The organism is Pseudomonas sp. K5002, from assembly GCF_013386655.1.
In the GTDB taxonomy this organism is placed as follows: Bacteria; Pseudomonadota; Gammaproteobacteria; order Pseudomonadales; family Pseudomonadaceae; genus Aquipseudomonas.
The window spans coordinates 1-11738 of record NZ_JACARK010000685.1; the positions used below are offsets into that span (position 1 = coordinate 1).

Consider the following 11738-nt stretch of genomic DNA (forward strand, 5'->3'; position numbering starts at 1 on the left):
CCGGGGTGATGTGCCGCGTCGCTTCGCCGATCAGGTTGGCCGGGACCTGCACTTCATGTTGCCCGCCCACCGCAGCGGCCAGCGCAGCCAGGGTCGGCTGGCCGAACAGCACCCGCACATCGGCGCTCAGCTCGAGCTGGCGCATGCGCTCGATCAGCTTGACCGCCAGCAACGAATGGCCGCCCAGCTCGAAAAAGTTGTCCTGGCGCCCGACCCGGTCGACCTTGAGCAGGTCTTGCCAGAGATTCGCGATCGCGGTTTCCACCGCGCCTTGTGGCGCTTCATAACCACGACGGGCCAGGGCATCGGCACCGGGTGCCGGCAAGGCCTTGCGGTCGAGTTTGCCGTTGGCCGTCAGGGGCAGCGCGTCCAGCTTTACGTAGGCCTGCGGCACCATGTAATCCGGCAAGCGTGATTTAAGATGGGCGCGAAGCGCTTCAATCGCTACCGGCGCATGCTCGGTGAACCAGGCCAACAGCTGCCCCTCGCGTACCAGCACCACCGCTTCGGTGACCCCTTCATAACCCGCCAGGGCGGACTCGATTTCCCCCGGCTCGATACGCACGCCGCGAATTTTTACCTGGTCGTCGTTGCGGCCCAAATATTCAATATTCCCATCCGGCAGCCAACGCGCCAGGTCGCCGGTGCGGTACATGCGGCCTGGGTTGAATGGGTCATCAAGGAAGCGCTCTGCGGTCATGTCCGGGCGGTTCAAATAGCCCCGCGCCACGCCTTTCCCGCCGACGTACAACTCGCCTGCAGTACCGATGGGCACCGGCCGCTGTTGCTCATCCAGCAGGTAGACCGCGGCATTCGCGATGGGTTTGCCGATGTGCAGCGCCTGCCCGGCCTCAACGAGGCCCGAGGTGGCAACCACGGTGGCTTCAGTGGGACCGTAGTTGTTGATCACCGCGAAACTGCGCGCCTGGTTGAACTGGCGCAGGCGGTCGCCACCAATCAGCAGCGTGCGCAAAGTCGGGTGTTCGATATTCTGGCTGAACGCATACTCGGCCACCGGCGTGGGCAGGAAGCATACGTCCAGTGGTTGCGCGCGCCACCAGGCCAGCAGCGCGTCGATGTCTTCGGCGCCGTCGTGGGTCGGCGGCAAGTGCAAGGTCGCGCCCACGCACAGCGCTGGCCAGACCTCCCAGGCCATGGCGTCAAACCCGAAACCGGCAACGCTGGCGGTATGGCTGCCCGCGTGCAAATCGAAGGCCTGGCAATGCCAGTCCACCAGGTTGGCCACGGTGTGGTGCTCCACCATCACGCCCTTGGGCAGGCCGGTGGAGCCCGAGGTGTAGATCACATAAGCGAGGTTGGCGGGTGTCATCGCCACTTGCGGGTTGCGCGCCAACTGCGCCGTGGCGTGATCCAGATTGATGACCGGCACGCTCAATACCGGTAGACGCTCGAGCAAATCCGTCTGCGTCAGCACCGCCACCGGCGCGCTGTCATCGAGCAGGTAGTGCAGGCGCTCGGCAGGATGGGCCGGGTCCACCGGGACATAACAGGCGCCGGACTTGAGAATCCCCAGCAAGCCCACCAGCGTCTCCAGGCCGCGCCGGGCGACGATCGCCACACGGTCGTCGGGCTTTACCCCGAGCACCAATAGCTGCCGCGCCAGGGCATTGGCCCGTTGATTCAATTGGTCATACGTCAATCGCTGCCCCTGATACACCGCCGCCACCGCATGCGGGGTCACCGCGGCCTGGGCCTCGACGCGCCCATGCAGGGTTTGCGCTGCGGGATAGGCCTGGGCGGTGGCGTTCCAGCGTTGCAACTGCGCGGTTTCCTCGGGCGTTATCAGCGAGAAGTCAGCCAGGGGCAACGCGGTGTTTTCCAGCCCCTGCTCCAGCACATACACCAGGCGATCAGCCAGGGCCTGCACCTCGTGTACCTGGAAGTACGCCTCGTTGTAGACGCAGTGCAGGCACGCCGTGTCGTGGTAGCGATTGCTGCGCAAGTGAATCGCCAGCGGCAACGGCTCATGGTGGTTGGACACCTTGATCGCCCGGGCCGACGCCTGGCCGTAGCGAAATTCATGGTCGTCCTGCTCATAGGACACCGACAGGTCGAACAGTTGGCCGCGGTCGGCGCGCAGCAAACCCAGCTCGCGATTCATCTCGCTCAGCGGGAAACGTTGATGTCGGAAATCCTGCTGGAGCTGGTCGCGCACGCCACGCACCAGGGCGCTGAAAGGCAGGTCGTCGCTGAACTGCAAGCGCACGGCACTGACCTGGGTGAAAAGCCCCAGGGTCGAACGAAAGCGTGCATTGGAACGGTTGAGTATCGGCAGCCCCACCACCCACTCCTGGCGCTGGCCGGTGCGGCTGAAGTACAGGTACATCGCCGCCAATAACACATGGAACGCCGACGCCTGGTAATGGTTCGCCGCCCGCGCCATGCGATTGAGCAGCGCCGCCGGAAACGGTGCTACCAGGGTGTTGCTCGGCGCATCGCCCTTGGCCTGGTAACGGCGCGTCAGCAGCGGCTCTGGCAGCGCCTGGTATTTGTCCAGCCAGTAGCTGCGGTCCCGGGCGTAACGGGCCGACTCGCGATAGCGTTCATCGTTGTCGATGAAGTCGATATAGGACGGCGCCGACAGGTCCGGTAGTCGGCCCTGCTCCAGGGCGCTGTAGATCCCGGCAAGAGATTGCAGCATCTGGCCAAAGCCCCAGCCATCGAGAATCAGGTGGTGAGCCTGGGTGCCGAGGCGGTAATGCTGGTCATCGAGCTTGACCAGGAAGAAGCGGAACAACGGCTCGTCGACCAGCGCATAGGTTCGCGCCATCTGCGCCTGCAACAAGGCCTCGGCGGCCGCGCGGGGATCCGGCTGGCGCGAGACGTCATGCTGCGGCACCGATACCGCCATGGCCCCGGCAAACGCCTGCCGTGGCAAGCCATCGGCCGCCACTTGCAACACCGTACGCAATGCGTCGTGCTTGGCCACCAGGTGCTCGATGGCTCGCTGGATCAATGCGGGATTCACGGTGCCCGTGAGTTCGATATAACCCCCGATGTTGTACAGCGGCGAGTCACCGAGGCGCAGTTGGTCGAGCCAGATATCCCGCTGGGCGGCGGTCAGGGGGAAATACGTCATAAGATCCTTCTCATGTGAGGTGTCGATAAGGCGCACAACGCCCCATTGAGGCGAAATCAACGGGATTTAAGCATCGCCCCGGAGGGCCGTATGTCACCCGAAACCCGGACAGCCCGGGTACCGCGCCGGGGTTGGCTGATGGTTCAGTGCTGAAACGATTAAATGGATGTAAGAGATTGGCTACATCTGGCCGATGCCATATAGCCGGGCATGTCGAGAAAATTGAGTAAATATGTTTTATATCAACTAGTTAACAAACTCTAAAATCCTTTTACCCTGCAGCTTCAGCCTATATCCCTGTCGGAAATGACGAAATAATGGCGCGCTTTTTATGGCAGGTTGTGTCCCTCGTTTCCGCTACATACGTAGGACAAATCCACGTGGCTAAATGAAGCCTCGAGCACCGACCCAGGTTCAAGGAGAACGGGAGGCCTGCACACGTACGGGCAACCGTTGACGGTTTTCGACATCAAGGATGAGATGGCTATGAGTCTGACCAGCAGTATTCGGAATATGGAAAATCCGCATTTTTATTTCGAGTTGGGAGAGTTGATTTCAAGCACCGGCACTGAACACTTCGCAGCGAACATGCTGCAACTGGTCAACAAGCTGATACCGGTTCACTTGGTGGACCTCAGTGAATGGACCCTCGACGAGCACCAGGCCTGCGTGCTCGATATCAAGTTACTTGGCAGCGACGGGTTGAAGCAGGACCTGCCGCCACCGCGCACCCTGCATCACCGCGACGATCATCCGCTGCTGAAAAAAATGCTCGGCATGAACGACCCGCTGTTGATCCAGATGAATGCCAAGGCCGACAGCACCCACACCCGCGGCACCTCCCATCAGTGCAACCTGGTATCGCGCCAGGCCAATCGGCGCTGCGTGATTTCGTTCTACCGGCCCCACACCCAACGCGCCTTTTCCCTGGCGCAGCTGTCGTTTCTCAAGAGCCTTTCGGAAACCTTGCTGCCGTTGATCGAGCGCCACGCGCAGATCAATCGACAGGCCCCGCCGGTAGCGCCCGAGCCCTCTAAAACTCCGTTGGAGCAGTCGCAATTGCAGCGCGAATTCTATAAACGCCTGTCACTCAGTGACATCACCTTATCGGCGCGGGAACAGGAGGTTTGCCTGGGGTTGTTGACCGGCGGAACCGTACCGCAGATGGCCGAGAAACTCAGCGTGAAAAACAGCTCCATCGAAACCTACCTCAAGCGCGCGGCGGCCAAACTGGGCGTGAGTGGCCGGCATGGCCTGGCCAAATGGATGGTTGGCGCGTGATGAAAAAACTGATGCTCGGCGTGGCGTGTGTGCTTGGCGGGTGTTCGTTGATCCCGGACTATCAGCGGCCCGAGGCACCGACCCCGGCGCACTTCCCGGTGTATAACGCGGACCGGGTGGGGCCATCGGCCTCCGGGCCTGACTGGCAACAGTTGTTCCGTGACCCGGTGATGCGGCAGTTGATTGGCCAGGCCCTGGTGAATAACCGTGACCTGCGGGTGGCGGCGCTGAATGTCGAAGCGTTCCAGGCGCAGTACCGCATCCAGCGTGCCGACCTGTTCCCGGCGGTGTCTGCCACGGGTGCCGAAAACCGCCAGAAAGTCCCGCGGCGCGCCACTACCACCGGCAAGTCTGCGATCACCTCTACCTATTCGGCGACATTGGGCGTCAGCGCCTACGAGCTGGATTTTTTCGGCCGTGTACGCAGCCTCAGTGAGCAGGCGATGCTGCAATACCTGGCCACTGAAGAAGCTCGGCGCAGCGCGCAACTGAGCCTGGTGGCCAACGTCGCCAACGCTTACCTGACCTGGCGCGCCGACCAGGAACTGCTGGCCCTGGCCCGGCAGACGCTGGCCTCGGACGAGCACAGCCTGCGTCTGACGTCGCGCAGTAAAACGGCGGGCAAGGCGACGTCGATTGATGTGATCCAGGCCCAGACCAGCGTCGAAAGTACCCGGGCAAGCATTGCGCGCTACCAGCGGCAGGTGGCCCAGGACCTCAACAGCCTGGCGTTGCTGGTGGGTGGGCCGGTGCCGGATTCTTTGCCGGCACAGCCGCTGTCCGACGACCTGGTAGCCCGGGTGCCGGCCGGGTTGCCGTCGGACCTGCTGCAACGGCGGCCGGATATTGTGCAGGCCGAGTATCAGCTTCAGGCGGCCAACGCGAATATTGGCGCGGCCCGGGCGGCGTTTTTTCCTTCGGTTACGCTGACGGCCAACGCTGGCACCTCGAGTAAGGATCTGTCGGGATTGTTTCAGGGGGGCTCGGGGAGTTGGGGGTTCCAGCCGCAGATCAATCTGCCGATCTTCAATGCGGGCAGCCTGCGGGCCAGCCTGGATTACGCGAAGATTCAGAAGAACATTTATGTCGCGCAGTATGAGAAGTCGATTCAGACCGCGTTCCAGGAAGTCTCGGACGGGCTGGCGGCGCGGCAAACGTATAACGAGCAACTGGCGGCGCAGCGGGATTTTGTTCGGGCCAACCAGACGTATTACGACCTGGCTCAGCACCGGTATCGCAGTGGGGTGGACAGTAATCTGGTGTTTCTGGATGCGCAGCGGTCGTTGTTCAGTTCGCAGCAGGCGTTGATTGTTGATCGGTTGGCGCAGTTGGTGGCGGAGGTGAATTTGTATACGGCGTTGGGTGGGGGGTGGGGGGGTGATTCTGCTGGGGGTGGGGGTGGGGGCATATCCGTTTCTTCGGTCACGGCGNNCGGCTCACTTTGGAAAAGCCCCAAAGTAAGCAAAAGCAAGAGCACGGCGGCCTGAAAGCCGACCTGAGTGTTAAAAGCAAAAGCAAAGCCGCTTTGCTGTAGGAGCTGGCTTGCCGGCGATGCAGACACCTCGGTGCATCAGGTACACCCAGTTGATGCCATCGCCGGCAAGCCAGCTCCTACAGTGGACCGTGAGCCGCTGTAAGAGCAAAACCCTAAGGCCTTACCCGCGCCACCCGCCACACCTTGTTCCCCACATCATCCGCCACCAGCAACGCGCCCTGCCCGTCCAACGCTACACCCACCGGACGCCCCTGAGCCTCTCCATCACCATTTAAAAACCCAGTCAGGAAATCAACAGGCACACCCGACGGCTTTCCGTCCCGGAACGGAATAAACACCACCTTGTACCCCGCCTGCGGATTACGGTTCCAGGATCCATGCTCCCCCACAAACACCCCATCGGCAAACACCGCTGGCATCCCCCGCGCATCGGAAAAAGTCAGGCCCAACGGCGCAACGTGAGTCCCCAGCGCGTAGTCCGGTGCAATCGCCTGGGCGACCTTGTCCGGACGCGGCGGCTGCACCCGGCTGTCAACGTGAGCCCCGTAATAACTCCACGACCAACCGTAGAAAGCGCCGTCCCGCACCGACGTCAGGTAATCCGGCACCAGATCGCTGCCGATCTCGTCGCGCTCGTTGACCACCGTCCACAACTGCGTAGAGCCGGGTTTCCACGCCAGCCCATTGGGATTGCGCAACCCACTGGCGAACAGACGCTTCTGCCCACTGGCAAGATCCAACTCCCAGATCGCAGCACGCCCTTCCTCGGCCTCAAGCCCATTCTCACCCACATTGCTGTTGGACCCGACGGTCACATAAAGCTTGGTACCCTCAGGATTGGCCAGGACGTTTTTGGTCCAGTGATGATTGATCCCGGCAGGCAGATCAGTGACCTTCACCGGCACGGCATCGATGTGAGTCTGGCCCCGAACATAAGGCACCTTGACCACCGCATCGGCATTGCCGATATACAACTCATCCCCCACCAACGCCATGCCAAACGGCGACGTCAGCCCACCGAGAAACTCACTCTTCACCTCGGCACGCCCATCACCGTCGGCGTCCCGCAGCAGCGTGATCCGGTCGGCGCTCGGCGTATCGGCACCGACCCGCCCCATCACAAACCCCATCGCGGTACGACGCGCCCAGGCGAGCAAACCCGGGCCGCCGTCCGTGGCACCTTCAGGCATGGGCGGATGGTTACTCTCGGCTACCAGCACGTCGCCATTGGGCAAGGTGTACACCCAGCGCGGATGGTCAAGGTCCGCGGCCAACGCCGTTACCGTGAACCCATCGGGCGCCGTTGGCTGGGCATTACCGGGCCAGCCGACAGCCTTGGAAACCTTGAGTGTCGGGATCAGTGATGCAGTGGGTTCGGGCAGTTGCGGGCTTGGCCCCACACCGGCCTGAAACGGCAGTTTGGAGGAATCGCCACAGGCGCTGAGGGCAGCCGTGGCGGTGATCAGCAGCGCAAGGCGGCTTGGTGCATTCATTGGGAAACCTCGGGACAGCCCTTTATCGGGCAGGCAAAAACCCGACGGAGTATCGCGTCATTCCCCGACACCAAACACCGCCTACCGCGCAATTGAGTTTTAACTCAGTCGCACGAGTGGCTCGGCAGCACTCTCAGGCTTTCCAAGGCCCCAACGCCAGGCTGTAGGGAGAAAACCCCTCGAACTGCCAACGCAGCGCCAGCGCCGCATCCCTTCGGACCACGTGTTCCACGGTCACCTTCCACAACCGCTCAGCCCCCTCGAACGTGGCCACTTCATCTCCTTCAAGAATCACCTCGGCCCGCCCGGCCACCTGCAACACATCACCCGTAGCAAAATCCACAAACAGCAAGCCCGCAACCGGGTTGACCTGCACATTGCCCAAGGTGTTGAAAAACGAGTTGCCGGTAAAATCGGGAATCGTCAGCACCTCTCCCTCCAACCGCACAAACCCACTGTTGCCGCCTCGGTGTGAAACGTCCACCGAACGCTTGGCCGCATCTCCTTCCAGGTCCACATAGCTGGCGACGAAAAACGTATCAGCGCTGCGAATCAGCGCCCGGTCAGCGTCATCGAGCGAGTTCGCGCGCCGCACAATACCTCCCGCAGCGCGCTGCCCCCGGGCCCCCGGATCCACCGCACGCAACTGGATGTACTTCGGGCAATTTCCAAACGTGTGCACCACCGCCACGGTAAATCCGTCGACGCCGGCAGCCCCAATAACCCCATTCATGCGATTACGCCGCCGCGTATTCAGGTCAATGCCCAACAGCCCGACCGACGCGCCTTGTTTCAGCCCGCTCCCGGCGGGGTCACTCTCCGCAGGCAGGCTGTCGATACGCAAGCTGTAGGGGTCCGGCGAATACGCAAACCCCGGCGTGCCCTCCAGCAGCGTGGCCCAGGGCAGCCCCTGCTCATCCACGGCCCCCACGACCAGATAGGGCAACAACTCATAAAAAGCCCGATGCTGCTCCGGCAAGTGATCCCGTATCACCTTCGCGCCGATCACCTCCATGCGCTCGGCCACGCCGGCACTTTGCTGCAACTGCCGCTCGCCGGCATGCCATGGCGAAACGGGGGACGCGTCCTGGTGATTCATGATCAAGCCCTCGGTGAATGAAACGCCGGATGTTCACGCAATGCCGCCACGCTGAAATCGACAAAACTGCGCACCCGCATCGAAGCGTTGCGCCCTTCGCGGTAGACCACATGCACCGGCAGCGGCGGCGGTTCATAGGCCTGCAATACTCGACACAGTTGCCCGCTCGCCAGGTGCTCGTGCACCGGGTAGCTCAAGCACCGGATCAACCCTGCGCCCTGCACCGCCGCATTGATCGCGCCCTGCACCGTGGTGCAACCGAGACGCGCCCGGGCCTTGATGCTGGCGCCCTGGAAATCCCACTGCACCCAATTCGAATACGCCTGGCTGGCGACCAGCCGATGCTCCTTGAGCGCCTCCGGTTGCACCGGTTCGCCATGGCTTTGCAGATAGCCGGGGCTGGCGCAGACGATGTTGCGCACATGGCCCACGGGCCGGGCAATCAGGGATGAACCGGGCAGTTCCCCCACCAGGACTGCCACGTCCAGGCCGTCTTCATTCAGGTTCGGATAATGATCGTGGTAATGGGCAAACAGGCGGACTCCGGGATAGCGCTCCAGGTAGCCGGCCAACAGCGGCGCCATCACATAACGGCTGAACAGCAACGGAAAAAACACCCGCAGGTTTCCCTCGGCCTGCGCGTGCGCACCCTGGGCAGATGCTTCGGCGGCGCTCACGCCGTCAAGGATCCGCGAACAGTCGGCCATGAACGTCGCCCCGGCTTCGGTGAGGCGAATGCCCCGGGTGCTGCGCTGTACCAATGGCACCCGCAAGCGCGTCTCCAGCCGGTCAATCGCGCGGATCACAGTGGGCCCCGAGATGCCCAGGGAGCGGGCTGCCGCGGCCAGGCTCGGCTGCCGGGACAGCGCCTGGAAGATCTGCATGTCGCGATAGCGGTCCATCAGGCCGGCCGCTGCATCGATGGGTTGAGCGCAGCATCCTGCCCCAGCCGGCTGACCAGAAAGTCCACGAACGTGTTGACCTTCGCCGGTACCCGGGCGTTGTTCTGGAACACCACATGGATCGGCAAGGCCGGCGGTTCGAAGTCTTGCAGGATGATCTCCAGTGCGCCTGCACGCACATCGCTGGCCACCTGATAAGACAACACCCGTGTGACGCCCCAGCCCAGGCGCGCGAGGTTGATCGCCGCGTTGTTGGCGGTGACTACCAGGCGCGGCTCAACGGCCACGCTCAACGGCTGGCCGCCTTCCCTGAACTGCCATTCGCTGACCAACTGGCTGGAAGACGACGTGACAATCTTCGCCTCACGCAGTTGCCCGGGGTGCAGTGGCCGGTGCCGCTCAAGGTAAGCCGGCGCCGCGCACACTACGCGACGCACCTCGCCGACCTTGATCGCCTGCTGGCCGGGTTCCTGCAAATGCCCGATGCGCACGGCCACATCGACGCCTTCATCGGTCATGTTGACCACACGGTCCACCAGCAAGGCGTTGATGCTGACCTGGGCAAACAGGTCCAGGTACTCCCCCAGGATTGGCGCGACGAACAACTCGCCGAACAACACCGGCGCGGTGACCGTCAGGTGCCCCCACGGGATCGAGAAGCTGCCTGCTGCCGCTTCTTCGGCCTCAGTCAACTCCGCGAGGATACGCCGGCAATCGTCGAGGTAACGCTGGCCGGCCTCGCTCAGGTGCAGGCTGCGGGTGGTGCGCGAAAGCAACTGGGTGCCAATACGCGCCTCCATCGCGGCAATCGCGCGGGTCACGCTGGGGGGCGAGATGTTCAGGCGCCGGGCCGCCGCGGCAAAGCCCTGTTCTTCGGCGACGGCGAGGAAAATCTGCATTTCCTGGAAACGGTCCATGGGTCCCCTTAATCGAATGTGGCCCACCAAACCAGTGGCTTGGGAGCGGTTGTGGCGAGGGAGCTTGCTCCCGCTGGGCTGCGAAGCGGCCCCAAAAAAGAGGGGCGCGCTACGCACTGGAGCGCCAGCCCGGTCCAGCGGGAGCAAGCTCCCTCGCCACAATGCTTCGCTGGCACCAAACATGCTAGTGTCAGCACTCCAACATCCACTGGCAGTGCCTGGCGATGCGCGACATCTACAGCGTCTTCAACTCCAACGGCGCCTATGAAACCGGGGCCCATGCCCACGACGAATTCATGCTGATGGTGCCCGAGCACGGCCTGTTGCGTTTCAAGGATGAAGAAAGCGGGCGCACCACCTCGGTGATCGACCGCCAGTTCGTACTGGTGCCGCCGCAATCCAGCCATTCCTCCTCGTCACTCACCGCCAGCCAGGGCCACGTGGCGTTCTACGTCGACCCCGACTACATGCACTACGCCTTGCGTGACCTGTCCGGTGACGCCAACCGCTTGCTGCGCGTGCCCACCCTGGGCATCTGGCAAACCTCCGCGCCGTTGCACCATCTGCTCCTGGCAAAAAAAGCCTTCAGCCAACCCGACCTGTACATCGACCGCCGCCGCCAGGTGGCCCAGGCCGATCACCTGCTGCTGCTCGAATGCCTGGCGATTTCCCTCAGCCAGCCGAGCCTGCAACGCTCATCTACCGAGCGCCACGGCGCCATGCTGGTGCGTGACGTCAAGGCGTACGTGGAAGGCAACCTCGAACATGCGCCGGGGCTGGATGAAATCGCCGAGACGTTTCACATGTCGCGCCGCCATCTGACCCGGCTGTTCGCGCTGCACACCGGCGAGACGGTGCTGGCGTACGTCCAGCGCCTGCGCCTGGAGCGCGCGCAGACGTTGTTGCGGCACACCCGCATGTCGGTGCTGGAGATCGCCAATAACGTCGGCTATGAGTCACCGTCACACCTGGCCCATGTGTTTCGCCGGGCGCTGGGCGTGTCGCCGGATGAGTGGCGCCGCGGCTGATACCGCCTCAACTTTTTTGATGTCCCGATCCCGCGCATGATCCGGCCCGATCCCGTGCGCCGCAAATCCGTCATCCGTTCATCCTCACTCCGTCAACAATAAACAAGTCCGGCCTACCGGACGAGGAGGGGCGGTGAGTGCAAAACCCTTTATCAGCTTCGCAGGGGTGCAAAAAAGCTTCAAAGTCGAGGGCCGCCAGTTTGTGGTCGTGCGCAACGTATCGCTTGAAGTTCAGCGGGGCGAAATCATCACCCTGGTCGGCCCTTCGGGGTGCGGCAAGTCCACCTTGCTCAACATGACCGCCGGGCTCTTCGGCCCCACGGAGGGCCAGGTGCATTACGACGGCGCCGAGGTCAAGGGCGTCAACACCCGTGTCGGCTACATGACCCAGGCCGACCACTTGCTGCCGTGGCGCACCGTGGC

General features: G+C 62.8%; 9 protein-coding genes. 4 read left to right on the forward strand and 5 right to left on the reverse strand.

Annotation, left to right across the window (positions count from 1 at the left end; genetic code table 11):
* Positions 1–3100: non-ribosomal peptide synthetase (locus tag HX846_RS26165; RefSeq protein WP_178966383.1), on the reverse strand; the 3100-nt coding region annotated here is incomplete at its 3' end.
* Between the two features lie 486 nt (positions 3101–3586).
* Between HX846_RS26165 and HX846_RS26170 the strand changes: the two genes are divergently transcribed.
* Together HX846_RS26170 and HX846_RS26175 are read left to right on the forward strand one after the other, a co-directional pair.
* Entirely contained in the window at positions 3587–4381 is a 795-nt protein-coding gene (locus HX846_RS26170; RefSeq protein ID WP_178966384.1) for a helix-turn-helix transcriptional regulator, read from the forward strand.
* On the forward strand, positions 4381–5868 hold the full coding sequence (locus tag HX846_RS26175) for an efflux transporter outer membrane subunit (RefSeq protein ID WP_256739952.1): 1488 nt from the start codon (positions 4381–4383) through the stop codon (positions 5866–5868). The genes HX846_RS26170 and HX846_RS26175 overlap by 1 nt, the downstream gene beginning before the upstream one ends.
* A 160-nt stretch (positions 5869–6028) precedes the next feature.
* Here HX846_RS26175 and HX846_RS26180 read toward each other — a convergent pair whose 3' ends face one another.
* From HX846_RS26180 to HX846_RS26195, 4 genes are all read right to left on the reverse strand, one after another.
* Complete coding sequence (locus HX846_RS26180; RefSeq protein ID WP_178966385.1) at positions 6029–7369, reverse strand: sorbosone dehydrogenase family protein; 1341 nt, start codon at positions 7367–7369, stop codon at positions 6029–6031.
* Positions 7370–7502: 133 nt separating this feature from the next.
* Positions 7503–8468 carry a pyridoxamine 5'-phosphate oxidase family protein gene (locus tag HX846_RS26185; protein ID WP_102605959.1) on the reverse strand — a complete coding sequence of 322 codons (966 nt, stop codon included), beginning with the start codon at positions 8466–8468 and terminating at the stop codon, positions 7503–7505.
* A 2-nt stretch (positions 8469–8470) separates the two neighbouring features.
* The gene (locus HX846_RS26190) at positions 8471–9370 is read right to left on the reverse strand and encodes a LysR family transcriptional regulator (RefSeq protein ID WP_177036609.1); all 900 of its coding nucleotides are present in this window, start codon (positions 9368–9370) and stop codon (positions 8471–8473) included.
* Positions 9370–10287 (reverse strand): LysR family transcriptional regulator, encoded by a 918-nt coding sequence (locus HX846_RS26195; protein ID WP_003208270.1) that lies wholly within the window; start codon positions 10285–10287, stop codon positions 9370–9372. The genes HX846_RS26190 and HX846_RS26195 overlap by 1 nt, the downstream gene beginning before the upstream one ends.
* 224 nt (positions 10288–10511) lie before the next feature.
* On the opposite strand from HX846_RS26195, the gene HX846_RS26200 reads away from it, so the two are divergent.
* Together HX846_RS26200 and HX846_RS26205 are read left to right on the forward strand one after the other, a co-directional pair.
* Complete coding sequence (locus HX846_RS26200) at positions 10512–11315, forward strand: AraC family transcriptional regulator (protein ID WP_178966386.1); 804 nt, start codon at positions 10512–10514, stop codon at positions 11313–11315.
* Positions 11316–11448: 133 nt separating this feature from the next.
* The coding region (locus HX846_RS26205) for an ATP-binding cassette domain-containing protein (RefSeq protein WP_178966387.1) at positions 11449–11738 on the forward strand (290 nt) is incomplete at its 3' end.

Excerpts from the sequence above, each read along its gene's own strand:
- HX846_RS26190 (WP_177036609.1), bottom strand. The coding sequence starts at position 9,370 with ATGGACCGCTATCGCGACATGCAGATCTTCCAGGCGCTGTCCCGGCAG.
- HX846_RS26170 (WP_178966384.1), top strand. The coding sequence starts at position 3,587 with ATGAGTCTGACCAGCAGTATTCGGAATATGGAAAATCCGCATTTTTAT.
- HX846_RS26195 (WP_003208270.1), bottom strand. The coding sequence starts at position 10,287 with ATGGACCGTTTCCAGGAAATGCAGATTTTCCTCGCCGTCGCCGAAGAA.
- HX846_RS26200 (WP_178966386.1), top strand. The coding sequence starts at position 10,512 with ATGCGCGACATCTACAGCGTCTTCAACTCCAACGGCGCCTATGAAACC.
- HX846_RS26180 (WP_178966385.1), bottom strand. The coding sequence starts at position 7,369 with ATGAATGCACCAAGCCGCCTTGCGCTGCTGATCACCGCCACGGCTGCC.
- HX846_RS26185 (WP_102605959.1), bottom strand. The coding sequence starts at position 8,468 with ATGAATCACCAGGACGCGTCCCCCGTTTCGCCATGGCATGCCGGCGAG.